Below are 25049 nucleotides of genomic sequence, written 5' to 3'. Positions count from 1 at the left end.
TTGTCCGCCCCCAGAATCGGGGGCATTACCCGACTCGGAGTCGGTTCGGTCCGCCGATACTGTTCGGCGCGCTATTCGGTGGCCGAGGAGACCGGCATATGGCCGGCGCGGCGCACCGCCCACACCGTCACCAGCAGCGCGACCGCGGTCAACGGCCAGCCCATCGCGATGCGGGCGGCGGCCAGCCAGCCGGTGCTGTCGGTGTCGTAGAAATGATTCTGCACCAGGTACCGGGCGCCGAAGACGATCACCCACACCACCGTGGCCAGATCGTAGAGTCGCATCGCGCGCCGATCCGAACGCCAGCTGTGGCCGTGGCCGTTGAGCACACCCCAGATCACGCCGGCCAGCGGCCAGCGCACCAGCAACGACACCAGGAAGACCCCGGCGTAGACCAGACTCGCCCAGATGCCGAAGAGGAAGTAGCCCTTCGCGGCGCCGGTGCGGTGGGCGATGAAGGCGCAGACCGCGACACCGATGAACCCGGAGATCGCCGGCTGGATCGGCGACCGGCGGATCAGCCGCCAGATCAGGACACCGGCGGCGGTGGCCAGCGCCGCCCAGATGGCGGCCGTCAGGCCCCACAGCGTATTGGCGGGGACGAACACCACCACCGGCAGCGTGGAGTAGATCAGTCCGCTGATACCACCGAGTTGTTCGAGCAGCGTCTGCTCGATCTCCTCCTCGCGGTCCTCGCCGGTGTAAGAATCGTCGTCCTCGCCGGCGGCGGGATGACGCGGAGCATCACCGCCGGACTCGCGTAGGCGGTGACGGCCGCGCCCTGCAACGGGGTTCGCGCGGTGTCCGGCCACGGCGGCCGGGTCGGCGCCCTCGTTGTTGTGGGGTATCGGCATACGTCAGGAATTCTCGCGGAGTTCGTAGTAGGGGTTGAACATCACCTTGGCGCCATCGCGTTCACCGATGCGGCCACGGACCAGGATACGGCGTCCCGATTCGACACCGGGTATGCGGCGCCTGCCGATCCATACCAGGGTCACCGCGTCGGTGCCGTCGAAGAATTCGGCCTCCACCGAAGCGCTGGCCGACTTCGGACAGGCCTCCACACTGCGCAATCGCCCCAGCATGGTGACCTCTTCGCCACGTCGGCATTCCGCCGCCCTGCACGCGCCCGACGCTTCGGAGGTCTCCGCCAGCTCCTCCGCATCGAGTACGTCGAGATCGGCCGTCAGACGACGCCCCAGACGCCGGACATAACCGCTGTCGGGGCCTACCTTGCCCGCGGCACCGGAACCCGCCTTGTTTCCGCCTGTGAAAGGCATCTTGCAACACTTCCTGCACTACAGACGGCGTGGGTCACACGTCGTCGGTTTCCCACACGACCGGCTGATGGGCCGTACACCGCCACTGTAGATGCACCCGGACGCCCTCGCTACGGGAGCCCGGCACCACCGTCACGGCGCTGACCGCACCGTTTGCTGGGTTCCCCGCCGATCCGCGCGCGAACCCTCGGATTCGAGTGGTCGACAACACGTTTTTCGCGCACCGGAAGGGCGCGCCGGACCGCCGGGCTCCGCCGGTGATCGGAGGGGCGCGAGGCTCATCCGGCCCAGCGGCTAGGCTGCGGCCGTGGCAGAACTACCCCGTGCCGGCGGCTCGCGCCCGGCCGTCGTCGTCGCCCTGCCGGGCACCGGATCCGATGCCGACTTCGCCCGGCGAGCGTTCGAACCCGCTTGTGCCGCAATGGATCTGCCGTTCATCGCGGTGGAGCCGCAGCCGCGGGCCGTGGTCGCGAGCTGCCGGGCGGCGCTGGACGAGGCGGCCCTCCTCGGCCCGGTGCTCGCCGCGGGGATTTCGCTGGGCGCCGCGATCGCGGTGGAATGGGCCGGCGCCCACTCGGAATCGGCGTTCGGGGTGGTCGCGGCCCTGCCGGCCTGGACCGGTTCCGATATCACGGGGTGCCCGGCGGCGCTCAGCGCGGCGAGCACCGCGGCTCAGCTGCGCGCCGACGGCTTGGAACCGGTGATCGAACGGATGCGCGCGGGCAGCCCGGCCTGGCTGGGCCGGGCGCTGACCCAGTCGTGGCGCACGCACTGGCCCGATCTGCCGTCGGCGCTGGAAGAGGCCGCCACCTATGCCTGGCCGGACGCGGAATCGCTTGCAGCACTGCGCGTTCCGACCACCGTCGTGGCGGCGGTCGACGATCCGGTGCATCCGCTCGCCGTCGCCGAACAGTGGTACGAGCTGATCCCGCGGGCGCGCATCCACCGCATCACGCTCGACGAGCTCGGCACCGATCCAGGGATTCTCGGCGCCCGGGGCGTCCCGGACCTGGTCACGCAGGAACTGCGGGCCTGACGGCTTCCGGGCGCCCGGCCGTATCGCGGGCGCCCGGAAGCGGTCAGTTGAGACCGAGTTGCTGCATCGCCGAGCCTTCGGCGCCGCGGCGCGGTCCCTGCTGTTCGGCGGTGACCACCGGGAAGGTGCCCGTCGCGGCCGCCGCGGCCGCGGCCGCCTGCGCGGCCCGCGCCTGCTGCTGCGCCTCGACCTGCTGCTGATGCGCCGCGATCAACTGATCGGCGAGTTCCTGCGGCAGCACCACCGGCAACGGTTCCCGCACCGGCATCGGCTCGTCGCCGCGGCGCACCACGGTCTCGGCGAGAATCGCGCGGGCCGCCTCGACCAGCGGGCCGCCCTCGTCGGCGGCGCCCGAGGGCCCCGCCGCCACCAGCCGGACCATCCAGCGGTAACCGTCGACGCCGATGAAGCGCAGGTCGGCGCCCTCGGTCACCGCGTGCAGTTCGCGACCCCACGGCCCGGTCTGCACCGAGACCTGCGCGCCGTCGGCCCGCAGCGATTCCGCCAGATCCGCGGCGACGGTCCGCCACTGGCCCGGCGATTTCGGTGCCGCGTAGGCCGCCACGGTGAGACGTCCGTGCGGGGTCGCGAGATGAACCGCCTGCGGCGTGCCGTCGGGCGTCATCTCCACCTGCAACTGACCGCCGTCGGGGACCGGCAGGAGCACCGAACCCAGATCGAGATGCTGGTCGGAGATCTCGGCGAGAATCTCGGCCACCTCGTCGTAATCGAAGGGCCCGGTCCGCGGTGCGGAATCCTCGCCCTCGTCGGCGTCGCGGTCCTCGTCCTCGTACTCGTCGGCGTCGTATTCGTCGGCGTCGTCGTCGAAGCCCTCGGTGTCGTCGAGACTTTCGGCGTCGTACGCGTCGGCCTCGGCATAGGCCTCCGCACCGGCATATGCGGAATCGTCCACGTAGCCGGGGGTTTCGACGGGATCCTCGGCGTAGGCAGCGGCGTAACCCGGAGTTTCGGCGTACGAGTCGGCGCCGTGCGCACCGGAGGACTGCCGGTAGGGGTCGGCTACCGCGAAACCACCTGTGGCCGGGCCGGATTCGGCGGTGTCGTACCCGCGACCGGCGTAGGGGTCCGGCGCCGCGGCATGCGGCTGCGCGAGCTCGCGATAGCCGGGAGCTTCGACCTCCACCGGGCGATGCCGCCCCGTCTGCGGGTGGCCGTACTCGACGTCACCGGCATCGGGGCGCTGCTGTCCGGGCACGACGGGGTGCCGGCCGGTAACCGTCGGCGCGGGCGTACTCGTCGGCTCCGCGGCGCGTCGCGGCGGAGGTGGAGCCCCGGCGGGTGAGCCGGCCGGCGACGGTCGGCCGGGACCACCCGGACCGCCCGGCCCCGGACGTCCGGGTCCCGGAGGAAGCCGTGGCACCGAGCCCGTCGGGGGCCCGGCCGGGTTCACACCGGGCGGAATCCGCCGGACCGACCCCGTCACCGGACCGCCCGGTGCGGGCGCTGCGCCGGGAATTCTCGGCACGGCACCCGTGCCACCCGGCCCCGGAGGATTGCGTCGAGTCGGGCCCGTACCGGCCGGGGGACCGGGATTGCGCTGCATCGCACCGGAGTCCAGCGGGCCGCCGGGAATCCGCGGTGTGGGTCCGGTACCGGTCGGACCGCCCGGGATCCGAGGTGTTGCACCGGTTCCCGCCGGGCCGCCGGGAATCCGCGGGGTCGCACCGCTCCCGACAGGGCCACCGGGAACGCGCGGGATCGCGCCGGTTCCGCCCGGCCCACCGGGGACGCGCGGCATCGCCCCCGTACCCGCCGGGCCACCGGGAACACGCGGGATCGCGCCGGTTCCGCCCGCCGGCCGCGGCGGCAACTGGCCGGAAGGGATGCGCGGAATGGGGCCGGTGTCGTCCATATCCCCCGGCACCGGCGGCAGGTCCGGACGCGGTCCGCCCGGCGCGCGCCGCGGCGGACGGACCGGCGCGTCACCGCGTGCCGGAGTACCCGGGCGCGCCGGCATTCGTGCGTGCGCGCCCGTCTCGTACGGGTCGGGCCGCGCACCGGGATACGGCGCAGCCGGACGTCCCGGCGTCCCGTACCCGGGCGGAGTCATACCGTGGTCCGGCTCCGCGCGGCCGTGCCGCCCGGTGCGCCCGCCCGCAGCTTCCGCGCTCGGCCCGGCCGGGTAGTCCGGCTCGGAATAGCCGGGGCCGTAGGCGGATTCGCCGTAGACTCCGTCGTCCCCCAGATCCGGTGCCCGGTGCGTACCGGTCCGGTAGCCGCCCTCGGCGTATCCCTCGTCGTAATAGGAATCGCCATAGCCGGTGTCGTCCCGCTCGGAGTCATGATCGGATCGATGATCTCCACGGCCGAACATGTTCATACCTCCCCTCCGGCGCGGCCCGCCCCGCCGGATTGCGGCGACAGACTGTGGTGTCCGCCGCTCGACCCGTAACCGCCTGCGCCGCGCGCTGTTTCGTCGAGCTGGCCGACCTCCACGAAATCCACCAGTTCCACACGCTGCACCAGCAATTGTGCGATCCGATCGCCGCGGCGCAACTGAATCGCCGTGCGCGGGTCGTGATTGATCAGGCAGACCTTGATCTCGCCCCGGTATCCGGCGTCGATCGTGCCCGGCGTGTTGACGACGGACAGACCCGTCTTGGCGGCCAGCCCCGACCGGGGATGAATGAGGCCGACGGTGCCCTCCGGCAACGCGACGGCGATTCCGGTGCCGACGAGCATCCGCTCGCCCGGCTCCAGGATGACGTCTTCGGTGGTGCACAAATCCACTCCGGCATCGCCCGGGTGCGCGCGCGTGGGCACCGGGACGCCGGGATCGAGCCGCAGCAGAGGTATGGGTGCAAGTCCGGTCACGTCCAGCGAGCCTACGCGTCCGGCGGCCGGGCCGTGGGAGCGCCGGGCTCCGATGTGGCGGCACCGAGCGGCCGCGGTCGCGGACAGCCCGGACCGGCTCCCGCCGACAGCGAATATGTCGGCCTGACCTAGCATGATGTGGTGTCCGACCAGTCCCACGCAGTACCTCCCCACGAGTCCTCGGCGCGCGCACACGCCGATACCCCCGCCGCGGTCTATTCCGAACGGCTGTGGGTTCCGCTGTGGTGGTGGCCGGTGGCGCTGGCGGTGACCGGTCTGCTGGCCGCCGAAATCCATATGGGAGCGCCGGGTATCCGGGCGTGGCTGCCGTATGTGCTGCTGTTCCCGGTGCCCGTCTGGGCGCTGCTCTGGGTGAGTCGCCACCGGGTCGAGGTGGCACCGGATGCCGACGGCATCCTCGAATTGCGCGCGGACCGGGCCCATCTACCGGTAACGTATGTATCCCGGGCGGTACCCGTACCGGCCAGCGCGAAAAGCGCGGCACTGGGTCGTCAGCTCGACCCGGCCGCGTTCGTCCAGCATCGACCCTGGATCGGGCCCATGGTCCTGCTCGTCCTCGACGATCCGGACGACCCCGCTCCGTACTGGCTGATCAGCACGCGTAAACCCGAGCAGGTGCTGGCCGCGCTCGGCACGCCGAGCGCGGGCTGACGGGACCTGCCGGGCTGTTTGTCGTCGTTTCTCTCAGCTACCCGCGGAACTGATCCGCTGCGGCCGCACGGATCGCTCAGGCCGCGCAATCCATGCAGATCATCTGCCCGCCGGCCTCGCTGGCGAGTCTGCTGCGGTGGTGAACCAGGAAGCAGCTCGAGCAGGTGAACTCGTCGGCCTGCTTCGGGATCACCCGGACCGAGAGCACCTCCTCGGACAGATCCGCGCCGGGAAGCTCGAACGACTCCGCGGTATCGGATTCGTCGATATCCACGACGGCGGACGCGGCCTCGTTGCGACGAGCCTTCAGCTCCTCGAGCGAGTCCTCCGACACTTCGTCGGATTCACTGCGCCTAGGTGCGTCATAGTCGGTTGCCATGTCGTCTTCCCCTCGTCCTTACTCCGTATATCCCGGACCGGCTCCGCCGAACGTCGATCCCTGTCGGAATCGCCGGCGATGCCGCCCCGCCGTGGTGTACGTCACGTGTACACCGCTCGCCGCCCGGCCGGATCACCCTGATCCATACCGGATCGCGCTCGGTCAACGCAGGACATGCCCTGGTTGTTCCCGAAATCGCTTCCCTGATTCATATCAGCCGATTCGTATCGGGCCGCCAGACAATAGCGGACGCCGGGGCAAAAGTCGCAATCAAAACTCGAGCGAGTCGAAACCGACGGGTAATCGTCACTGCGACAGCACAGCTGTGGCGATACGCCATCGCTTCGTGCTCGGCGGCGCCTCGGCCCGTGACCCGATCGCGACGCGGGCGGCCGCGCCGATCGTTACCATCCCGATATCCGGCATCGCCGTAGCTGCCTGTTTCCGCGCCGAACCGGCGCGCAGGTGTCCGCGTGCGCGACTGTCGCCCGCCAACTCGTAAGGTGTGCGTGTGGTTTCACTGATCACCGAAGGCAGCGCGGTCGACAACAAGGGCCGTCCGTTCCTGCGGCGCCGCTACCAGCCGTGGGTCGCACTCATCGCGGTTCTCGCCCTCATCTGCGCAATCGTGTGGATCAAGGCGCTGACCACCGCCGACACCACCCATACCGCGATGGCCTGCAATTCGCCGGCCCCCGCCACGGATGCGAACTCCCCGCAGCCCGCGCCGCTGGGCGAGGTGGTGTCCCCGTCGCGGCTGCACGATGTGGAGCCGGCGCCGCTGGCCCAGGCCAAGGTGCGGGTGCTCAACGGGTCCGGCCAGCGCGGCCTGGCCGAGCACATCGCGTCCAAGCTCGGTGACTACGGCTTCGCCAGCCCGCCGGCCCCGGTCTTCGGCAACGATCCGGTCTATCTGAACGGCGACCTGGTCTGCACCGGCCAGATCCGCTACGGCGTGAGCGGTCGCCCGGCCGCGGCCGCCGTCCAGCTCGTCGCGCCGTGCGCGGAGCTGATCGAGGATCAGCGCACCGACGACACCGTCGACCTGGCCCTGGGCACGCTGTTCGGCAACGATCTGCAGCCGAGCACCGATGCCGAGGAAGTGCTGCGCGCCTTGAAGAATCCGGCGCCCAACGGCCCGGACGTCGATTCGGCGCTGCTGCAGGCCGCCCGCACCGCCCGCTGCTGAAGCCGAGCCGCGCTCACTCCTCGGGGATGGGCGCGGCGACACCGAGCCGGTCGAACAGGTCGGCGAGCTCGTCGGCGATGCCCGCGGCGGCGGCCACGGTCAGCTCCCCCTGCGCGCCGCTGGAGTCCGCGCCGGGCAGCCGCAGTACCGCCCCCGCCTCGGCCGCGATCAGGGCTCCGGCGGCCCAGTCCCACGGATTGAGGCCGTGTTCGTAGTGGGCGTCCACCCGACCCGCGGCCACCATGCAGAGGTCCAGGGCGGCCGAGCCGATCCGGCGGATGTCGCGGACTTTCGGCAACAGCTGCGCCACGAGTTCGCCCTGCCGTTCCCGTCGCGCCGCGCCGTAGCCGAAGCCGGTGGCCAGCAGAGCCAGCCGGACGGAGTCGATATCGTTGCAGCGCAACGCGATCGGCTCCTCGTCGCCGCCGGCCAGGGTGGCACCCGTGCCCAGTCCGGCGCTGTAGGTCACCCCACCGGCCACGTCGACGACGGCACCGGCCAGCGAACGGCCGCCGCGCATCGCGGCCACCGATACCGCGTAGGCCGGGATGCCGTACACGAAGTTGACCGTGCCGTCGATCGGATCGACCACCCACACGATCTCCCCGGCGGCGCCGAGGCTGCCACCGCCCTCCTCACCGAGGACCCTCTCCCCCGGGCGCGTCTCGGCCAGCAACGACCGGATCAGCTGCTCGGTTTCGGTGTCGACCACGGTGACCGGATCGGTGGGCGTCGATTTGGTGCGGACCGAGTCGTCCTCGGTGCGCCCCGGGCCGAACACCTCGGGACGGCGGCGGCGGACGTGTGCCGCCGCGGTCTCGGCCAGATAAACTGAAACACGGCGTAATTCGGCGATTTCGGCAGGGTCGAGGACGGGCGCTTCCGCGATGTCGGCGGGTGAATTCGTCTCGGGCACGGTTTCCATCCGACCACAGATCCGCCCGGACTCGCATCCGCGCGGTCGCGGCCACGGGCGCGTCGCGCGGTGTAACGTGCCGCTGGCACCTTCATCGGCCTAGACCACAGGGAACGAGGAGTTCGCGATGTCCGCTCGGGGGCAAGCATTCGGAATCGATATCGGGGGTAGCGGGGTGAAGGGCGCGGTCGTCGACCTCGCCACCGGCGACCTCGCCCACGAACGGATCAAGATCTCCACGCCCCACCCGGCCACCCCGAACGCCATCGCCGAAACCGTCGCCAAACTCGTCACCCAGGCCGACTGGGACGGCCCGGTCGGGCTCACCCTGCCCAGCGTGGTGGTCAACGGCATCGCCCGCACCGCCGCCAACATCGACAAGAGCTGGATCGACACCGACGCGCGTCAGCTGTTCTCGCTGGCGCTGGGCGGACGCGACGTCGTGGTGCTCAACGACGCCGACGCCGCGGGCCTGGCCGAGGACCGCTACGGCGCGGCCCGCAACATCGACGGCCTGGTGATGCTGTTGACCTTCGGCACCGGTATCGGCTCGGCGCTGCTGAACCACGGCGTCCTGGTGCCCAACACCGAACTGGGCCACATCGAGGTGCACGGCAAGGAGGCCGAGCACCGGGCCGCGTCGTCGGTGAAGGAACGAAAGAATCTGTCGTACAAGGAGTGGGCCGCCGAGGTGACGAAGGTACTGGTCACCCTGGAGGACCTGTTCTGGCCGACGGTCTTCGTCGCCGGCGGCGGGATCAGCCGCGATGCCGAGCACTGGATCCCGTTGCTGGCCAATCGGACTCCGGTCGCGGCCGCCCATCTCCGCAACACCGCGGGTATCGTGGGCGCCGCGATGGCCGTGGATAGCGGGATCGCGCCGTGAGCACTCGTTGCCGATAGTTACAATGGAACGAGACCGGCGGTGAGCCGGAAAACAACCCCGGCACGTAGAGCCGGGTTCAACCCCGACAGAACCGCTCCGCCGGATGATTACTCTGGCGTGACGCCGCACGAGACCGTCACGAAAGGGCGTACGTGGTAGCCACGAATACCCGACAGACCGCCGAATCGGCCGACGCTGCCGACTCCGCAGAAGGCACCGCAGCACGGCCGGTCCGCAAGGCTGCCGCGAAAAAGGCCCCGGCCAAGAAGGTCGCCGCGAAGAAGGCCCCCGCCAAGAAAGCGGGAGCCAAGGCTGCAAAGAAAGCACCCGCCAAGAAGGCCACCACGAAGAAGGCGGCCCCCGGCGCGGACAACGAAGCCGACGAGCATCTCGACGACGAGTCGCTGGAACTCGACGACCTCGGTGACCTGGAGGTCTCCGAGGACGATCTGAGCGACGACGGCGAAGAGCTGGTCGAAGAGACCGCCGAGGACGAAGAGGCCGAAGCCGAGGACGAGGAAGCCGACGAGCCCTCGGAGAAGGACAAGGCCTCCGGCGATTTCGTCTGGGACGAAGAGGAATCCGAGGCCCTGCGCCAGGCCCGCAAGGATGCCGAGCTCACGGCGTCCGCGGACTCGGTGCGCGCCTACCTCAAGCAGATCGGCAAGGTCGCGCTGCTCAACGCGGAGGAGGAGGTCGAACTCGCCAAGCGGATCGAGGCCGGTCTCTACGCCACCGAGAAGCTGCGCGAATTCGCCGACAAGGGCGAGAAGCTGCCGGTGGCCACCCGCCGCGATCTGCAGTGGATCATGCGCGACGGCAACCGTGCCAAGAACCACCTGCTCGAGGCCAACCTGCGTCTGGTCGTCTCGCTGGCCAAGCGCTACACCGGCCGCGGCATGGCGTTCCTGGACCTGATCCAGGAGGGCAACCTGGGTCTGATCCGCGCGGTGGAGAAGTTCGACTACACCAAGGGCTACAAGTTCTCCACGTATGCCACCTGGTGGATCCGGCAGGCCATCACCCGCGCGATGGCCGACCAGGCCCGCACCATCCGTATTCCGGTGCACATGGTCGAGGTCATCAACAAGCTGGGCCGGATCCAGCGCGAGCTGCTGCAGGACCTGGGCCGCGAGCCCACGCCCGAAGAGCTCGCCAAGGAAATGGACATCACGCCGGAGAAGGTCCTCGAGATCCAGCAGTACGCGCGTGAGCCCATCTCGCTGGACCAGACCATCGGTGACGAGGGCGATTCCCAGCTGGGCGACTTCATCGAGGATTCCGAGGCGGTCGTCGCGGTCGACGCGGTGAGCTTCACCCTGCTGCAGGATCAGCTGCAGTCGGTGCTGGAAACCTTGTCCGAGCGTGAGGCGGGCGTGGTCCGGCTGCGCTTCGGTCTCACCGACGGCCAGCCGCGCACCCTCGACGAGATCGGCCAGGTCTACGGGGTCACCCGTGAGCGCATCCGCCAGATCGAGTCGAAGACGATGAGCAAGCTGCGCCACCCCAGCCGGTCGCAGGTGTTGCGCGACTACCTGGACTGATATCCGCGATTCCGATGATGCCGCCGAGGTTCCGCCTCGGCGGCATCGTCGTTATGTCCGGGGTATTGCCGCGACGGCCCCATAGGGTGGGCTGTCGTGGATCAGTTGGTGTTGGTTTTCGTGCTGGCGTTCGCGACGATCCTGGCGCAGCCGCTGGGCCGGCGGCTCGGTTTGGCGCCCGCGGTGCTGATGACGGTCTTCGGGCTCGTCATGGCGGTGCTGCCGTTCGTGCCGAATATCGCGCTGGCGCCCGAGCTGATCCTCCCGCTGGTCCTGCCGCCGTTGCTCTACGCCTCGGCGCGGCGCACCTCCTGGCAGCAGTTCGCGTCCAACGCGGGGGCGATCCTGTTGCGAGCGGTCGGTCTGGTGGTGGCCACCGCGGCCGCGGTCGCCGCGATCTTCCATCTCTGGTATCCGGCGCTGCCGGTGGGCACGGCGTTCGCCCTGGGCGCGGTGGTGGCGCCGCCGGATCCGGTGGCGGTGAGCGCGATGGCGAACCGGCTGGGCCTGCCGCGGCGTCTGGTGGCGGTGCTCGAGGGTGAGGGCCTGTTCAACGACGTGACCGCGGTGGTGATCTACGACGTCGCGGTGCAGGCGGTGGTGACCGGGCAATTCTCGGCCTGGCGGACCGCGGTCGACTTCGTGGTCTCGGCGATGGTGGCGGTGGCGGTCGGGCTCGCGCTCGGCTGGGCCGGCAGTGCCCTGATGCGGCGGCTGACGGAGGCGCCGTGGCAGGTTGCCCTCGGATTGCTACTCCCGTTCGCCGCCTACGGACTCGCCGAGGCCGCGCACGGTTCGGCGGTGCTCGCGGTCCTCGTGTGCGCGCTGTATCTCACCGATGCCGCAACGGATTTCAGCGATGTGGGATACCGAATCGTCGGCGATTCGTTCTGGGACGTAATCGACATGCTGGTCACCGGATTCGCCTTCGGACTGGTGGGCCTGGAGTTGAGCACGGTGCTCGCCACCACCGGTCCGAACTGGCCACGCCTGCTCGGCGGGGCGGCCGCGGTGGTCGGCGTGGTGGTTGCCCTGCGGGTGCTGTGGCTGCTCGCCAGTACCGCGCTGTTTCGCGGATGGTGGCGGCGCCGGCGGGTGGACGAGCCGTACACCTGGCGCGAGACCGTGGTCACCTGGTGGGCCGGCATGCGCGGCGTGGTGACCGTCGCGCTGGCGCTGGCGTTGCCGCTGACCACCGATTCGGGCGCGGACTTCCCCGGCCGCACCGAGGTCCTGTTCATCGCGTTCGTCGTGGTGCTGTTCACGCTGCTGCTGCAGGGTCCCACGCTGCCTCTGGTCGCTCGCTGGACCGGGGTGAAGGCCGATACCGAGGTCGAGCGAGCCATGGAGCGACGGCTGTGGACGCGGATCCTGCGCGCGGAACTGGCCCGGCTGGAGGAGATCGCCGACACCGAGGATCTGCCCGACGAGGTGTATCAGCGGCTGCGCGACAGCGTGGAACGCCGGTTGATGCGCGCCGACCCGGAAGCGGCCCAGGCCGCCGACGGCACCAAGACCGTCGAGCACGCCATGCGGCTGACCGGCAAATTGCGCACCATCAGCAACGACGTCCTCGACGCCGGCCGCGGTGAGGCGCTGGCCGCCCGGCGCGAACCGGGTATGCCGCCGGATCTGGTGGACCGGGTGATGCGCCGGCTGGATCTGCGCCCGCCGCCGCTGCTGTGAGGTAGCGGACTCGCGCGACGGTCGAGTCCCCTGGACGCCCTGCGGCGATCGACCCCCGGTCCACGGACACGCGACGCGAACTGGCCTCGCGCTCCGGCAAACACCAGCTATTTTCCAGGACTAACGTTCGGGAAATTTACTACCTGCGAGTATATAGCTAATGTGCGGACGGTCACCGGCATGGGGATGCGGTGACGCACTTTCGGCAAGGAGTCCGCATGCTTCAGATCGACCAGTTCACCTACGGGTGGTTGACACCCACACTGGCCTACGTCATGTCCGTCATCGGTTCGTTGCTCGCGTTGCGCTGTATGGTGCGCGCGCGGGCCAACCCCGAGCGCCGCGGATGGGTCGTCACCGCGGCCGTGGCCCTGGGCGGTACGGGCGTCTGGGTCATGCACTTCATCGCGATGCTGGGTTTCTCGGTCCACGGGGCGACCATTCGCTACGACATCCCGATCACGTTGATCAGCGCCGCGATCGCGGTGGTCGTGGTCTGGATCGGCCTGTCGCTGGTGATCCGACGGCGGGGCGACACCTCGGCGCTGCTGACCGGCGGGGCGGTCACCGGGCTGGGTGTGGCCGCGATGCACTACGCCGGCATGTACGCGATGAAGACCGATGTCGCGATGCACTACGACGCGTGGCTGGTCCTCGTCTCCATCGTGATCGCGGTGGTGGCGGCGACCGCGGCGCTGTGGTTCGCGCTGCACGTCGAGGGACTGCTCGCGACCATCGGTTCGGCGATGATCATGGGCGTCGCGGTCTGCGGTATGCACTACACCGGCATGTACGCCATGCAGGCCCATATGGCCGAGCACATGCAGGCGCCGTCGGGGGCGCAGGCCAATCAGCTGCTGACCCCGCTGATCATCGGCGTCAGCATGGTGACGCTGCTGCTGTTCCTGCAGGTCGGCATCACCGATATCCACGAGCCGGATCTGTCGCGCATCCGTGGGCAGCGCGCGAGCCGTTACTGGCCCAGCAGCACCGAGTCCGACTCCCCGGCGACCGGGTCGTTCGCTCGCGAGGAGTACCCCGGCGAGCAGACACACCGGCACCGCCGCTAGCCGCCGTCGGCAGGGCCCGCGCAATGCGGTGACCGCACAGCTCACCGGCGGGAAACCGCCGCGAGGCGAACCTGTGGCACCGGATTGCGCGGGTCGGTGGGCGGACCGGCCCGCCGCGGGCGACACTGGCATACGTGGCGTCTTCCGCTTTGAATCACTACCGGTCCCCATGGGCCCGGACGCTCGACCTCGACACCGGGCGCCGGCAACTGCTGGACTGGTGGCACGGCCCGGATCGGATCTACCGGGCCGGGAAGGCGGTCCACGACCATCTGGCCGGTGCGCCGGCCTCCTGCGCCTACGCGTTCACATTGTTCGTCACCTGGTGGACGCTGCGCGGGATCAGTGATTTCGCCGGGCACCGGCTGATCCTGTCGGCCTCGACGAATCTGCACAATATGCGCCGGGAGCCGGTACAAGTGCTGGTCGCGTCGGCGTTCTGGACCGACGGCGGATTTCCGTGGGTGATCATCATCGGCTTCCTGACGGTGATGGCCTTCGCCGAGCGCTGGCTGGGGACGTTGCGCTGGATCATGGTGTTCGCCTGCGGCCACGTCGGCGCCTCGATGATCGTGGTCACCGGCATCGCCTTCGCGGTGCACCACGAGCTGATTCCGCTGCGCATCGCGGTGGCCTCCGATGTGGGGTCCTCCTACGGTTTCACCGCGGTGCTGGCCGCGCTGAGCTTCCATCTGCGCGGTACACCCCGGGCCGTGTGGGCGGTCGGGTTGCTGGCCTGGTTCGGCTTCGCCGCCTGGCACGGGCGCACGTTCACCGACTACGGCCACCTGACGGCGCTGTTCATCGGCTTCGTGGTCGGGGCGGTCGCGGTGGCGTTGTCGCGGCGGCTCGAGCGGATCCGCGACCAGCGGCCCGCGGGCACCCGCCGCGCACCGGGCGACACCGCGCCCCGGCCGATCGACCATCCCGCGCCCGCCCTGGTGAGCGAGGACGAGCCCTCAGCCGACGGCCGGAGCGAGCCGACGCTGCATTGAGCGCACCACGGGTTCGACCACGCGCGCCGCGACCGGGCCGAGGATCGCCATCAGCAAGACGTAGGCCGAGGCCAGCGCCGCCAGCTTGCCCGGTACCGCACCGACCGAAACGGCAAGTCCCGCAATGACGATCGAGAATTCACCGCGGGCCACCAGGGCGGCGCCGGCGCGCGCACGACCGAGCCGTCCGATGCCCTGCCGCTTGGCCGCGAACCACCCGGTTCCGATCTTGGTCAGCGTGGTGATCACGGCCAGCAGCACCGCCCAGCCGAGGACCTGCGGGATCTTGTGCGGATCGGTGTTGAGGCCGAAGGCCACGAAGAAGATGGCGGCGAACAGATCCCGCAGCGGTTCCAGGAGTTTCGCGGCGCTCTGCGCGGTGGATCCGGAGATCGCGATACCCAGCAGGAACGCGCCGACCGCGGCCGAAACGTTCAGCGCGGAGGCGAGGCCCGCGACCAGCAGCGCGGCCCCCAGCAACTGCAGCAGGAACACCTCGCGATCCTTGCTGTCCACGATCGAGGACACGAAGCGCCCGTAGCGCAGCGCGATGACCAGCACGATCGCGATCACGAGCAGGGCCAGCGCCAGCGACCGCAATCCGGCCAGCCAGCCGACACCGGCCAGGATGGTGGTCAGGATCGGCAGATAGATCGCCATCGCCAGATCCTCGAACACCAGAACCGACAGCACGACCGGCGTCTCCCGGTTACCGAGCCGTCCGAGGTCGTTGAGCACCTTCGCCGCGATGCCGGAGGACGAGATGTAGGTGACGCCGGCCAGGGTGATCGCGCCGGTCGGCCCCCAGCCGAGCAGCAGCGCCACCACCGCGCCGGGCGTGGCGTTCAGCACGATGTCGAGCAGACCCGCGAGCCAGGACTTGCGCATGCCCGAGACCAGTTCCGGCGCGGTGTATTCCAAGCCCAGCAGCAACAGCAGCAGCACGACGCCGATTTCGCCTGCGAGATGGCCGAATTCGGTGGCGGCCTTGACAGTGAGCACACCGCCGTCACCGAAGGCCAGGCCGCCGAGGAGGTAGAGCGGGATCGGGGACATGCCGAAACGCCCTGCGACACGCCCCAGGACACCGAGGGCGAACAGGACCGCTCCGAGCTCGAACAGGGCTAGTGCGGTCGACTCCACCGGCTCACCCGCCGGTCAGAATCTCGAGCGCCTCGTCGAGGCCCTGCGGGGTTCCGACCACGACCAGCAGGTCGCCCGCCACGAGCACGAAGTCCGGACCGGGCGAGGGGTAGATCTGCCCGGCCCGCATCACGGCGACGATCGACGCCTTGGTGCGGGTGCGCATGCGGGTGTCGCCGAGCGCACGCCCCGAATACGGCGATTCGTCACCGATCGGGAGCTGGCGGGTGGTGATGCCCGGCAGATCGCGATGATCGTCCTTGAGCTTCTCCACGAGCTGCGGTGCGCCCAGCAGATTGGCGAGTACGGCCGCCTCGTCGACGGTCAGCGGCACCTGGGCGGCGCAGTCGTCGGGATCGTCGTGCTTGGAGACGATGAGATCGATACCACCGTCACGATGCGCGACAACTCCGATCCGGCGCCCGGACCGCGCCTCGAAGTCCTTACGGACGCCAATTCCGGGCAGCTGTGTCACATCGACGTTCACGAAATCCAGCCTAGATCAAGCACTTCGAGAAGCCGGCCACTGAGCCGGATCCGCGGTGAGTGCCGGAAATGTCCCTTTTTCATCAGGGCCATAGTAACTGGTGCGCACCACCGCCGTGACGGGAAGCGGGCCGTAGAGGTGCGGAAAGCGCATCGAACCCGGGTCGTCGGCCACGCCCGGCTCCCAGCGCAGCGGCGCGCTCAGGCGGGTGACGTCGACCCAGAGCAGCAGCATATCGTCGCACCCGGCGAACAACCGGTTCGCCGGCAGATGCACCTGATGCGGTGCGGACAGATGAAGGAACCCCTCGGCCTCGAGCGAGGGTGCCACCCGTTCGCCGATTCGCTGCGCCTGCTCCCACTCCGCGGGCGTACAGAGATGAACCAGCATGCGCCCGTTGGTGTTTTCGGTATTCGAGGCGGCGGGGGCAACGTTGTCGGCAGTCACGGCTGCACCATACCCAGCGTGGCGCGCGCGACCCGCCGAACGGAACGAAGCGGACGTTTGATTGAGCGGTTGATTGTCGGTGGGCGCGGGTAATCTGCGAGCAGACAACTGGATCGGCCTTTTTCCGAAGTGTTGAACCACAGGTGGTGAACCGAGGTTCCCAAGGATGGTCATGGTGTTCGCCCACAGCGAAATACCTGGTCATGTTAGGGAAAACACATACAAACATCTTCGGGAACAAAGCCCCCGTCCCGAACGTCTGACAGAGTAGTCATCAGCCACTGCTGGGAAGTAGCGGTAGCGAGCCCGCGGAAGGGACCGCGGGCCCCACACCAGGCGAACGGCTTTCTGCGCCGGGAGCCAGGACGGAGGAGTCATGCCAGGAACACTGACAAGCACCCCACTGACTGCGGTCGATCGTTGCGACCGCTGCGGTGCGGCCGCGCGCGTGCGCGCGACACTTCCCGCCGGTGGCGAGTTGCTCTTCTGCCAGCACCACGCGAACGAGCACATGGAGCGCCTGCGCGAACTGGAGGCAGTCATCGATACCGAGTCGGCACCGGCACTGTAAGGCCGGCTCCTCACGTCCCCTGTCAGCCAAGGGCGGCCTCCGGGCCGCCCTTTTTCGTGTCTCGGATCACAGCACCTCCGATCACAGGTGCCGGGATGTCAGCCCGTCCAGCAGGCGGGCCAGTCCGTACTCGAAGGCGCCGTCCGGATCTCCGGGCGCCTGATACTGCTCCCCTACCGCGGCGCCCACCCGCTCCGCGAGCGGAAACGACTGCCCCGTCATGGCCTCGGTGAGCACCGGCCCGTACGCCTCCCACCAGCGCGCATCGCTCATCTCCTCGGCGCCGCGCCGGGCCGCGACCGCCGTGCGAGCATTGCCGGTCGCGAAATCCGACAGCGCGGAAATGGTCCGGTCCATGTCGACATCGGACAGCCCCGCCCCTTCCAGCGCGCTCAACTGCCGTTCGTAACGTCGCATCCGCCCCGGACCCAGATCCAGCCGCCACGGCGGTACCTCCAGTAGCCACGGGTGGGTGAGCAGTTCCGCGCGGACACCGCGAGCAATGGCCGCCAGACGCTCGCGCAGGGGCGCGGCCGGGTCGAGCGGCGTGTCGTCGCCGGCCACCCAGTCGACCATCGCGATGATCAGCGCCTGCTTGTCCGGGACGTAGGTATAGAGACTCATCGGCCCCAGCCCGAGCGCCGTCGCCACCGCTCGGATGGATACCGCGCTGTAACCGTCGCGGTCGGCGATCCGGATCGCGGTGCGAATCACCTCGTCCACCTCGACCGTCTGCTTCGGCCCGCGCATCCCCGGACGGGCCGGAAGTTCGCGGCGCCACAGCAGGGCGATCACCTGCCGCGCCCGGTCGGAGGCGGATTTCTGAGCCACAACACTCCTCGGGAATCTCATTACACTGTACGGGGTTATAATACTCCGTACACTATACGTAGATAAGCGAGGGTCCTCTGCACACGACACACGCCACCTATCTGCCCGACCGCCATGCGTTCGCCCTGTGGCACTGGGGCGCCGCGGCGACCGAAGCTCCGCCGCCCGGTGTGCGCGATACCGTCCGGCTCGCCCTCCCGGATCCCGACGGCACCACGATGGGAGTGAGCGAGGTCACCTGCGCCGTCGTCGACGCCGATCAGCTCGGCGCGGTCGACGTGGCCCGCGCCGGTTCGTCACTGTCGGCCTGGCAGCGCGTCGCACGAGAGGCCGGCGGGCCGGAGCTGTTGCCCGCCGCCGCCCACGCCGTACCCAATGCCGCGGCGACCGCGATCGTCTCCGCCGACCGGGCGGTGCGGGCCTACCGCGAGACCGAGGACATCGCGCGGGCGTTGCGCGAACCACTCCGTGCGCGGTTGCGGCCCTATCAGGCGCGCGGAATCTCCTGGCTGCACCGGACGACCGCCGACCACGGCGGCGCGGTGCTCGCCGACGAGATGGGACTGGGAAAGACCGTGCAGGCCATCGGCTTTCTCCTCGGACGCGCCGAGTCCGGCCCGCAACTCGTGGTCTGTCCGACCTCGCTGGTCGGCAACTGGATCCACGAGATCACTCGCTTCGCGCCCGGACTGCGCCCACTCGCCTGGCGCGGCGGCGAACTCGGCGAGCCCGGACCCGATGCGGTGCTCGTCACCGGATATCCGACGCTGCGCGGCCACGGACCGGCACTGGCAGATATCGATTGGGCCACCGCGATATTCGACGAGGCGCAAGTGCTGAAGAATCCCCGCACGCAGGTCTCGCGCGCCGCGCGCGCCGTGTCCGCGCGAGCGCGGGTCGCCCTGACCGGCACGCCCGTGGAGAACCATCTCGACGAACTGTGGGCGCTGCTCAATCTGGTCACACCCGCGGCGTTCACCCACAAGGCGCAGTTCCGGCGGCGCTTCGTCCGTCCCATCGAGGAGGGTTCCACCGTGGCCGTGCGGCGGCTGCACGACACCATCGAGCCGATCGTGCTGGCCCGCCGCAAGATTCAGGTGGCCGCGACTTTGCCGCCGAAGATCCACACCGACCTGGTCTGCGATCTGACCGCGGAACAACAGCGTCTCTACGACGAGCTGCTCGGCCGCGCCGAGGCCGACGGATTCGGCGTGGGCGCCGAACGCAACGCGCGCGTATTGGCCGCGCTGACCGCCCTGAAGCAGGTGTGCAACCATCCCGGGCTGGTCACCGGCGATCTCGACGAACTCACCGGCCGCAGCGGAAAGTTCGACGTCTGCTTCGATATCCTCGCCAACAACCTCGAACTGGATTGCCCGACACTGGTTTTCACCCAATACCGGCGCACCGGGGAGTTGCTGGCACGCCACTGCGCCGAGCGATTCGGAGTCGAGGCGCCGATGTTCCACGGCGGTCTGTCGCAGAGCGAGCGCGATGCGATCGTCACCGCTTTCCAGAGCGCCGACGGCCCGCCGATCCTGATATTGAGCCTGCGGGCCGCCGGGACCGGTCTGACCCTGACCCGCGCCGCGGACGTGGTGCACTTCGACCGCTGGTGGAATCCCGCGGTCGAGGCGCAGGCCTCGGACCGCGCGCACCGCATCGGGCAGACCCGCCCGGTCACGATCACCACACTGACCAGCGCCACCACCGTCGAGGAACATATCGCCGGTATGCACGATCGCAAATCAGCGCTGGCCGGACTCGGCGCCGGCGACGGACGTTCGGCGGTCGCCCGGCTGGCCCGGTTGGACGACGACCACTTGCTCGCCGTACTGCGCCGGAAGCGAGGCAATTGACATGCCCGACAACGAATTCGGTTACACGCCGTGGGGTATGGGCTGGGTGCGGCTGGCGGAGCCGATCCGGACGGCACGTCCCGAGCCGCTGCTGCCCCGCGCACGCAGCATCGCCCGCAACGGCGGCGTTCACCTGACAATCGACGGCACCACGGTCTCGGCGCACATCCACCGTGGCGGGCAGGCATCGGTGACGCTGCTGGAGATCGCACCGCTGCCGGCGTCCGTGGTGAGCGCCATGGCCGAGCACATCCCCGCGCAGCTGGTCCAGCTCACCGATGAGGTGCACGCCACCCTCACCGCCGCCGGCTTGGCTCCGATACCGCGGCTCGCTGCGACCGACTGCTCCTGTTCGGCCCGCAACCCACGCTGCCTGCACCTGCTGGCCGGCTGCTACGCCCTCGCCCGAGCCGTGGACGAGAACCCCTGGCTGTCCTTGGATCTGCAGGGCTACCGGTCCGGCGGCGCGGAGGAGACCGGCGCGGCGGACGTCCCGCCCGCGCGGTGGACCTCGCTCGATTCTCTAGACCCCGCAACGTTTTTCACCGGCGCGCACGACAGGATGTCACGCGTTGGTGCCGCCGTCGACGGTGAGGGTCGCACCGGTCAGGCGGGCGCCGGACGGGCCGGCGAGGAAGGCGACGACACCCGCCACGTCGTCGGCCTCGCCGAAGCGGCCGAGCGCCGAATGCCGTAGCTGGTTCTCGGCGTGCGACGACGCGGCCGGATTCATATCGGTGTCGGTCGAGCCCGGCTGTACCAGGTTGACCGTGATCCCGCGCGGGCCCAGTTCTCGCGCGAGCGCTCGAGTGAATCCGTTCAGTGCGGATTTGCTGAGGTTGTAGAGCGTCAAACCCTCGAACAACGCGCGTTCGGACAGGTTCGACCCGATGCTGATGATGCGCCCGCCGCGATCCATGTACGCCAGTGCGGTCTGTGCCGCGACGAAAGCGGCCCGGGCGTGGATGTGCAGCGCCTCGTCGATCTCGGCAACGGTGAAATCGGTGAACGGCTTGGCCGGGAAGATGCCCGCGTTGTTGACCAGGATGTCGACGCCACCCAGTTCCGCGGCGGTGCGATGGACCGCCGCGACGACCTGCGCGGCATCGGCACTGTCGGCCTGCACCGCGATCGCGCGCCGCCCGAGACCCCGGATATCGGCGGCTACCGCCTCGGCCGCCTGGGCCGCGCCGCGGTAGGTCAGCGCCACATCCATGCCGTCGGCGGCCAGGCGCCGCGCGATCGGGGCGCCGATGCCCCGGCTTCCTCCGGTCACGAGAGCCACGGTGGTCGACTCGCTCATCTGCACTCCAATTCTGTGTCGATCAATACAGAAATAGACAAGCAGCTCGGCCGACGGTCGTCAAGAGATATATTTAGTGATCGACACAGAAAGAGGATTCGATGGCCGAACGCGGACGACCGCGCGGATTCGATCGCGACATCGCGCTGCGGCGCGCCATGGAAGTGTTCTGGGAACACGGCTACGAAGGCGCCGCGATGAGCGATCTGACGTCCGCGATGGGGATCAATTCCCCCAGTCTGTACGCCGCCTTCGGATGTAAGGAGCAACTGTTCCGCGAAGCCGTCGAACTCTACGGCCGCACCGAAGGCGGATACACCGCCCGCGCGCTCGCGACCGCGCCGACCGCGCGCGCGGCCGTCGAGGCGATGCTGCGCGACAACGCGGCCGCCTACTGCGACCCCGCCACACCGCGCGGATGTCTGGTGGTGGTCGCGGGCAATACGGCGGGCCCGCGCCACGGCGCCGTCCGGGATCTGCTCGCCGAACGCCGTCGCCACACCACCGAAGCGGTGCGGCAGCGCCTCGAGCGCGGCATCCACGACGGGGATCTGCCGACCGACACCGACATCGACGGTCTCGCCGATTTCTACACCGCCGTGCTGTTCGGACTGTCGGTGCAGGCCGGTGACGGCGTGGACCTGCACCGGCTCGGCCGGACCATCGACCGGGCGCTGCAAGTCTGGCCGGAATCGGCCCCCGCCGAACAGCGCTGAAGCACCCGGTCCGTTTCGGAAAACGCTGCGGGCCAGGACTTTTCGCCACCCCGACGCAGCTGCGACTACATGCGCCGCAGTGCCGCGATGCGCTGGGACAGCTGATCGGCGGTCGCCAGCGCTGTCGGCGGCCCGCCGCATTCGCGCCGCAGCTCGCCGTGGATCACCCCGTGCGGCTTACCGGTGCGGTGATGATGCATGGCGACCAGCGAGTTGAGTTCGCGCCGCAACTCCCCCAGCCGATCGGCGGTCGCGACGCGTTCGGCCGCGGCCGCCGCGGACGGGCCGGCATCGGGCGCCTCGGCCACCGAGACAGCGGCGCTGCGTTCGCGGATCTGGCGGGTCTGGCGGTCGCGCAGCAGCGCGCGCATCTGATCGGCGTCCAGCAGGCCCGGAATGCCGAGGTAGTCGGCCTCCTCGTCGCTACCGGAGAACGTCGCGGTACCGAACGAGTCGCCGTCGTAGATCACCTGATCCAATTCGGCATCGGCCGCCAGCGCGACGAAGGCGCGTTCCTCCTCGCCCGGTTCGTCCTTCTGCTTGTTGGCGTCGATCAGCAGTTCGTCGTCGAGGGCGTCCTTCTCCCGATGCGGTTTGCCGATGACGTGGTCGCGCTGCACCTCGAGCTGGGCGGCCAGATCGAGCAGCACCGGCACCGACGGCAGGAAGACGCTCGCAGTCTCCCCGGTCCGGCGCGCACGCACGAAACGGCCGATGGCCTGGGCGAAATACAGCGGAGTCGAGGCGCTGGTGGCGTAGACGCCGACGGCCAGGCGCGGCACGTCCACACCTTCGGACACCATGCGCACCGCGACCATCCACGGGTCGGTGGTGTTGCTGAACTCCCCGATGCGCTGGGAGGAGGTGGGGTCGTCGGAAAGGACCACCGCCGGTTTGCTGCCCGAAATATGTTCCAGCAGTTCGGCGTAATCGCGGGCCTTCTCCTGATCGGTCGCGATCACCAGGCCGCCCGCGTCGGGCATGCCGGTGGCGCGCAACTGCCGCAGCCGGGTGTCGGCGGCGGTCAGCACCTTCGACATCCAGTCGCCGGCCGGATCGAGGGCCGTGCGCCAAGCGCGCGCGGTCTGTTCGGCGCTCAGCGGCTCGCCCAGCCGGGCGGAGTACTCCTCCCCCGCGCTGTCGCGCCATTGCGCCTCACCGGAATAGGCGAGGAAGACCACCGGCCGCACGACGCCGTCGGCCAGGGCCTCGGAATAGCCGTAGGTGTAGTCGGCACTCGACCGCGGGAATCCGGATTCGTCCGGTTCGTAGTTGACGAACGGAATCTGCGAATCGTCACTGCGGAAGGGGGTACCGGTCAGCGCCAGGCGGCGGGTGGCGTCGCCGAACGCCTCGGCTACCGCATCACCCCAGCTCTTGGCGTCACCCGCGTGGTGGATCTCGTCGAGAATCACCAGCGTCCGGCGATTCTCGGTCCGCACCCGATGCTTGAACGGATGCGAGGCGACCTGGGCGTAGGTGACCACGACGCCGTGGAAATCGCCGGAGGTGCCTCCGGTGCTGTTGGAGAAGTTCGAATCCAGCTGGATGCCGATCCGCGCCGCCGCCGCCGACCACTGGTGCTTGAGATGTTCGGTCGGCGCGACCACGGTGACCTGGTCGACGGTGCGGTCGGTGAGCAGTTCGGTCGCCAGCCGCAGCGCGAACGTGGTCTTACCCGCCCCGGGCGTGGCCACGGCCAGGAAGTCACGTGGTTTGGTCGTCAGATATCTGGTGAGTGCCCTGCGCTGCCATGCTCGTAACGAACCGCCACCACCCGAAGTCACTCGACAGACAGTAGCGACCGGCACCGACACCTAGCCAATTCGACACCACCTCATCCGCCACGAATCCGGCGGCGGCCCGGCTCACCTCGCAGATCACCGCGGGCCTGTGCGGCAGAACACTTACGACACGTTCACCTCCTGTTGCTGCTGTCGGGCCACCGGTGGGCAATGCTGTACTCACGATGTGTTCCGACCGACCGGCCTCGACCTCCGGCGCGGCGCGCTCCTGGCAGCGGCTGCGCGGCCGAGTCATGGCCGTGCTCCGGCGCATCTGGCAGGTGATCGCGCGGGTCGCCGACAAGGCGTGGAGCGATTCGATCTTCGCCAAATCGGCCGCCGCCGCATTCTGGCAGACCCTGTCGCTGGCGCCGCTGCTGCTCGGACTGCTGGGTTGTATCGGTTACGTCGGCGGCCTGTTCGGCCCCGACACCGTCCACATCGTCGAGGGCAAGATCGTCAGCTTCAGCCGCAATCTGTTCAGCGCCAACGTCGTCGACGAGATGATCGCGCCGACCGTGCGCGACGTACTGCAGCGTGGCCGCGGGGCGGTGGTCTCGGTGGGATTCGTGCTGTCGCTGTGGGCGGGGTCCTCGGCCATGGCGACCTTCGTCGATTCCATCGTCGCCGCACACGGGCAGGCCGATGCCCGCCATCCGGTCTGGCAGCGCATCTTCGCGCTCGGGTTGTATCTGCTGTTCCTGGTGGCGGCCGTGTTCGTGCTGCCGCTGGTGGCGTTGGGCCCGACCCTGATCGGCCGCACGCTGCCGCCGGACTGGCGCGAACCCGGATTACGCCTGATCGACACCTTCTACTATCCGGCGGCCGGACTGCTGCTCATCGTCGGCTTGACCACGTTGTACAAGCTGGCCCTGCACCGGTCGCTGCCGTGGCATCGGCTCTTCGGGGGAGCGCTGGTGGCCGGCATCTTCTTCATGGCGGCCAGCGACATCCTGCGCCGCTACCTGACCTACGCGGCGCGCGCCGGCGTCAGTTACGGGGCTCTCGCGACGCCGATCGCCTTCCTGCTCTTCACGTTCTTCCTGGCCTTCGCGGTGATCCTGGGCGCGGAATTCAACGCCACCGTGCAGGAGTTCTGGCCGGCCCGCGCGACCCGGTTCGAACAGTTCAAACAGTGGTGGGCCCGGCGCAAGCACCGGCACGACGGACACCACGACGAGAACGAGACCGTGCGCGGCGACGCCGAGCCACCCGCCGATCTGCCGTGGACGCAGCCCGATGACCCGGGAACCGCGAAGCCGCAACACGCGCAGCATTCGGAAGCCTCGCCGACGACCGGGCAGTCCGACGACCCCGCCGGTGGTTCCGCCCACCGCGCCGACACCCGCCCACCGACCGTCCTCGATCGCGGCCGGATCCGCCCCGCCGGCTGACCGCACCGGAGACGATCGAGCCGGCA

At 69.5% G+C, this 25049-nt stretch carries 24 protein-coding genes; 12 read left to right on the top strand and 12 right to left on the bottom strand.

Annotated features, from left to right (window positions below):
- Positions 1–71: 71 nt before the first annotated feature.
- Both A5780_RS22955 and A5780_RS22950 read right to left on the bottom strand, forming a co-directional pair.
- The gene (locus A5780_RS22955) at positions 72–677 is read right to left on the bottom strand and encodes a DUF3159 domain-containing protein (protein WP_063019529.1); all 606 of its coding nucleotides are present in this window, start codon (positions 675–677) and stop codon (positions 72–74) included.
- 180 nt (positions 678–857) lie between these two features.
- Positions 858–1280 (bottom strand): OB-fold nucleic acid binding domain-containing protein, encoded by a 423-nt coding sequence (locus tag A5780_RS22950; RefSeq protein WP_064909560.1) that lies wholly within the window; start codon positions 1278–1280, stop codon positions 858–860.
- A gap of 307 nt (positions 1281–1587) precedes the next feature.
- Between A5780_RS22950 and A5780_RS22945 the strand changes: the two genes are divergently transcribed.
- Positions 1588–2316, top strand: coding sequence for an alpha/beta fold hydrolase (locus A5780_RS22945; protein WP_064909559.1), 729 nt, complete (start codon positions 1588–1590; stop codon positions 2314–2316).
- Positions 2317–2359: 43 nt separating this feature from the next.
- Here A5780_RS22945 and A5780_RS42075 read toward each other — a convergent pair whose 3' ends face one another.
- Both A5780_RS42075 and dut read right to left on the bottom strand, forming a co-directional pair.
- The gene (locus tag A5780_RS42075; RefSeq protein ID WP_064909573.1) at positions 2360–3229 is read right to left on the bottom strand and encodes a DUF3710 domain-containing protein; all 870 of its coding nucleotides are present in this window, start codon (positions 3227–3229) and stop codon (positions 2360–2362) included.
- Positions 3230–4653: 1424 nt separating this feature from the next.
- Positions 4654–5151 (bottom strand): dUTP diphosphatase, encoded by a 498-nt coding sequence (gene dut / locus A5780_RS22935; RefSeq protein WP_063019151.1) that lies wholly within the window; start codon positions 5149–5151, stop codon positions 4654–4656.
- Between the two features lie 138 nt (positions 5152–5289).
- Here dut and A5780_RS22930 point away from each other — a divergent pair, with 138 nt between their 5' ends.
- Entirely contained in the window at positions 5290–5823 is a 534-nt protein-coding gene (locus A5780_RS22930; protein WP_369829544.1) for a DUF3093 domain-containing protein, read from the top strand.
- A 76-nt stretch (positions 5824–5899) separates the two neighbouring features.
- Here the strand turns inward: A5780_RS22930 and A5780_RS22925 are convergent, their stop codons facing one another.
- On the bottom strand, positions 5900–6202 hold the full coding sequence (locus A5780_RS22925; protein WP_025351469.1) for a DUF4193 domain-containing protein: 303 nt from the start codon (positions 6200–6202) through the stop codon (positions 5900–5902).
- A 511-nt stretch (positions 6203–6713) separates the two neighbouring features.
- On the opposite strand from A5780_RS22925, the gene cei reads away from it, so the two are divergent.
- The gene (gene cei / locus A5780_RS22920) at positions 6714–7391 is read left to right on the top strand and encodes an envelope integrity protein Cei (protein ID WP_030517220.1); all 678 of its coding nucleotides are present in this window, start codon (positions 6714–6716) and stop codon (positions 7389–7391) included.
- Between the two features lie 13 nt (positions 7392–7404).
- Here the strand turns inward: cei and A5780_RS22915 are convergent, their stop codons facing one another.
- Positions 7405–8316 carry an inositol monophosphatase family protein gene (locus tag A5780_RS22915; RefSeq protein WP_082976661.1) on the bottom strand — a complete coding sequence of 304 codons (912 nt, stop codon included), beginning with the start codon at positions 8314–8316 and terminating at the stop codon, positions 7405–7407.
- Positions 8317–8434: 118 nt separating this feature from the next.
- Between A5780_RS22915 and ppgK the strand changes: the two genes are divergently transcribed.
- The 5 genes from ppgK (at position 8435) to A5780_RS22890 (ending at position 14488) form a co-directional block, all read left to right on the top strand.
- Positions 8435–9193: a polyphosphate--glucose phosphotransferase gene (ppgK, locus tag A5780_RS22910; RefSeq protein ID WP_030517222.1), complete on the top strand. Its 759-nt coding sequence runs from the start codon at positions 8435–8437 to the stop codon at positions 9191–9193.
- 152 nt (positions 9194–9345) lie between these two features.
- The gene (locus tag A5780_RS22905; RefSeq protein WP_063019137.1) at positions 9346–10737 is read left to right on the top strand and encodes an RNA polymerase sigma factor; all 1392 of its coding nucleotides are present in this window, start codon (positions 9346–9348) and stop codon (positions 10735–10737) included.
- A gap of 96 nt (positions 10738–10833) precedes the next feature.
- Complete coding sequence (locus A5780_RS22900) at positions 10834–12423, top strand: Na+/H+ antiporter (RefSeq protein ID WP_064909558.1); 1590 nt, start codon at positions 10834–10836, stop codon at positions 12421–12423.
- Between the two features lie 218 nt (positions 12424–12641).
- Positions 12642–13493, top strand: a complete 852-nt coding sequence (locus tag A5780_RS22895; protein WP_063910946.1) for an MHYT domain-containing protein — start codon at positions 12642–12644, stop codon at positions 13491–13493.
- A gap of 134 nt (positions 13494–13627) precedes the next feature.
- Positions 13628–14488 (top strand): rhomboid-like protein, encoded by an 861-nt coding sequence (locus tag A5780_RS22890; RefSeq protein ID WP_181064125.1) that lies wholly within the window; start codon positions 13628–13630, stop codon positions 14486–14488.
- Here the strand turns inward: A5780_RS22890 and A5780_RS22885 are convergent.
- Genes A5780_RS22885 through A5780_RS22875 form a run of 3 tightly spaced genes read right to left on the bottom strand, consistent with a single transcriptional unit; the run spans position 14453 to position 16508 of the window.
- Positions 14453–15631, bottom strand: coding sequence for a cation:proton antiporter (locus A5780_RS22885; RefSeq protein WP_030517227.1), 1179 nt, complete (start codon positions 15629–15631; stop codon positions 14453–14455). The two genes, A5780_RS22890 and A5780_RS22885, sit on opposite strands and share 36 nt — an antisense overlap.
- A gap of 4 nt (positions 15632–15635) precedes the next feature.
- Positions 15636–16118 carry a cation:proton antiporter regulatory subunit gene (locus tag A5780_RS22880; RefSeq protein WP_030517228.1) on the bottom strand — a complete coding sequence of 161 codons (483 nt, stop codon included), beginning with the start codon at positions 16116–16118 and terminating at the stop codon, positions 15636–15638.
- Between the two features lie 15 nt (positions 16119–16133).
- Positions 16134–16508 (bottom strand): DUF952 domain-containing protein, encoded by a 375-nt coding sequence (locus A5780_RS22875; RefSeq protein ID WP_064905007.1) that lies wholly within the window; start codon positions 16506–16508, stop codon positions 16134–16136.
- 433 nt (positions 16509–16941) lie between these two features.
- On the opposite strand from A5780_RS22875, the gene A5780_RS22870 reads away from it, so the two are divergent.
- Positions 16942–17136, top strand: coding sequence for a hypothetical protein (locus A5780_RS22870; protein WP_030517230.1), 195 nt, complete (start codon positions 16942–16944; stop codon positions 17134–17136).
- 81 nt (positions 17137–17217) lie between these two features.
- On the opposite strand, the gene A5780_RS22865 is transcribed toward A5780_RS22870, so the two are convergent.
- Positions 17218–17988: a TetR/AcrR family transcriptional regulator gene (locus A5780_RS22865; protein WP_064909557.1), complete on the bottom strand. Its 771-nt coding sequence runs from the start codon at positions 17986–17988 to the stop codon at positions 17218–17220.
- A gap of 197 nt (positions 17989–18185) precedes the next feature.
- Between A5780_RS22865 and A5780_RS22860 the strand changes: the two genes are divergently transcribed.
- Entirely contained in the window at positions 18186–19826 is a 1641-nt protein-coding gene (locus tag A5780_RS22860) for a DEAD/DEAH box helicase (RefSeq protein ID WP_197521836.1), read from the top strand.
- 565 nt (positions 19827–20391) lie between these two features.
- On the opposite strand, the gene A5780_RS22855 is transcribed toward A5780_RS22860, so the two are convergent.
- The gene (locus A5780_RS22855; protein WP_064909555.1) at positions 20392–21129 is read right to left on the bottom strand and encodes an SDR family oxidoreductase; all 738 of its coding nucleotides are present in this window, start codon (positions 21127–21129) and stop codon (positions 20392–20394) included.
- A gap of 101 nt (positions 21130–21230) precedes the next feature.
- Here A5780_RS22855 and A5780_RS22850 point away from each other — a divergent pair, with 101 nt between their 5' ends.
- Entirely contained in the window at positions 21231–21845 is a 615-nt protein-coding gene (locus tag A5780_RS22850; protein WP_064909554.1) for a TetR/AcrR family transcriptional regulator, read from the top strand.
- A 65-nt stretch (positions 21846–21910) separates the two neighbouring features.
- On the opposite strand, the gene A5780_RS22845 is transcribed toward A5780_RS22850, so the two are convergent.
- Positions 21911–23632 carry a DEAD/DEAH box helicase gene (locus A5780_RS22845; RefSeq protein ID WP_227462841.1) on the bottom strand — a complete coding sequence of 574 codons (1722 nt, stop codon included), beginning with the start codon at positions 23630–23632 and terminating at the stop codon, positions 21911–21913.
- 251 nt (positions 23633–23883) lie between these two features.
- Here A5780_RS22845 and A5780_RS22840 point away from each other — a divergent pair, with 251 nt between their 5' ends.
- Positions 23884–25023 (top strand): YihY/virulence factor BrkB family protein, encoded by a 1140-nt coding sequence (locus tag A5780_RS22840; protein WP_227462847.1) that lies wholly within the window; start codon positions 23884–23886, stop codon positions 25021–25023.
- Positions 25024–25049: the final 26 nt, after the last annotated feature.

The sequence above is a fragment of the Nocardia sp. 852002-20019_SCH5090214 genome (assembly GCF_001665865.1).
In the GTDB taxonomy this organism is placed as follows: Bacteria; Actinomycetota; Actinomycetes; order Mycobacteriales; family Mycobacteriaceae; genus Nocardia; species Nocardia nova.
This window is presented reverse-complemented; position numbering and strand designations above follow the sequence as displayed.

Excerpts from the sequence above, each read along its gene's own strand:
- A5780_RS22950 (WP_064909560.1), bottom strand. The coding sequence starts at position 1,280 with ATGCCTTTCACAGGCGGAAACAAGGCGGGTTCCGGTGCCGCGGGCAAG.
- A5780_RS22925 (WP_025351469.1), bottom strand. The coding sequence starts at position 6,202 with ATGGCAACCGACTATGACGCACCTAGGCGCAGTGAATCCGACGAAGTG.
- A5780_RS22915 (WP_082976661.1), bottom strand. The coding sequence starts at position 8,316 with ATGGAAACCGTGCCCGAGACGAATTCACCCGCCGACATCGCGGAAGCG.
- ppgK (WP_030517222.1), top strand. The coding sequence starts at position 8,435 with ATGTCCGCTCGGGGGCAAGCATTCGGAATCGATATCGGGGGTAGCGGG.
- A5780_RS22895 (WP_063910946.1), top strand. The coding sequence starts at position 12,642 with ATGCTTCAGATCGACCAGTTCACCTACGGGTGGTTGACACCCACACTG.
- A5780_RS22875 (WP_064905007.1), bottom strand. The coding sequence starts at position 16,508 with ATGCTGGTTCATCTCTGTACGCCCGCGGAGTGGGAGCAGGCGCAGCGA.
- A5780_RS22870 (WP_030517230.1), top strand. The coding sequence starts at position 16,942 with ATGCCAGGAACACTGACAAGCACCCCACTGACTGCGGTCGATCGTTGC.
- A5780_RS22865 (WP_064909557.1), bottom strand. The coding sequence starts at position 17,988 with ATGAGATTCCCGAGGAGTGTTGTGGCTCAGAAATCCGCCTCCGACCGG.
- A5780_RS22860 (WP_197521836.1), top strand. The coding sequence starts at position 18,186 with ATGGGAGTGAGCGAGGTCACCTGCGCCGTCGTCGACGCCGATCAGCTC.
- A5780_RS22855 (WP_064909555.1), bottom strand. The coding sequence starts at position 21,129 with ATGAGCGAGTCGACCACCGTGGCTCTCGTGACCGGAGGAAGCCGGGGC.
- A5780_RS22850 (WP_064909554.1), top strand. The coding sequence starts at position 21,231 with ATGGCCGAACGCGGACGACCGCGCGGATTCGATCGCGACATCGCGCTG.
- A5780_RS22840 (WP_227462847.1), top strand. The coding sequence starts at position 23,884 with ATGGCCGTGCTCCGGCGCATCTGGCAGGTGATCGCGCGGGTCGCCGAC.